This window comes from Sphaerisporangium melleum (assembly GCF_014646695.1).
Classification (GTDB): Bacteria; Actinomycetota; Actinomycetes; order Streptosporangiales; family Streptosporangiaceae; genus Sphaerisporangium; species Sphaerisporangium melleum.
The window spans coordinates 1-569 of the sequence record NZ_BMNT01000154.1 but is presented as its reverse complement, the minus strand read 5'-3'; the positions used below and the strand labels follow the sequence as shown (position 1 = coordinate 569).

General features: G+C 67.1%; 1 protein-coding gene. It reads left to right on the top strand.

All coding sequences use genetic code 11. The features are described 5' to 3' along the window. Window positions 1–2: 2 nt before the first annotated feature. On the top strand, window positions 3–569 hold a 567-nt coding region (locus tag IEY93_RS37610; RefSeq protein ID WP_308425774.1), incomplete at its 3' end, for a KR domain-containing protein.

The window sequence follows — 569 nt, the reverse complement described above, 5'->3', positions numbered from 1 at the left end:
TGGTGGTGGTGCATGGGGTTCGTCATCTGCTGTTGGTGAGTCGTCGGGGGTTGGCGGCTGCGGGGGCGGTGGAGTTGGTGGCGGAGCTTTCGGGGTTGGGGGCGGAGGTTTCGGTCGTCGCGTGTGATGTGGGTGATCGGGAGGCGCTGGCGCAGGTTGTGGGTTCGGTGCCGGTTGAGCGTCGGTTGCGTGGTGTGGTGCATGCGGCGGGGGTTGCGGACAACGGTTTGGTGGGGTCGTTGTCGGCTGGTCGGTTTGAGGGGGTTTTGCGGGCGAAGGCGGATGCGGCGTGGCATCTGCACGAGCTGACCGCAGATCTTGATCTGTCGGCGTTCGTGTTGTTCTCGTCGGCGGGTGGGTTGGTGTTGGCGGCGGGGCAGGCGTCGTATGCGGCGGCGAATGTGTTCTTGGATGCGTTGGCGGTGGTGCGGCGGTCGTCGGGGTTGGCAGGGACGTCGTTGGCGTTCGGGTTGTGGGATGTGGCGACGGGGTTGTCGGGGTGGCTGGGCCGTGCGGATGTGGAGCGGTTGCGGCGTGGGGGTCTGCCGGCGTTGTCGGTGGATGAGGGT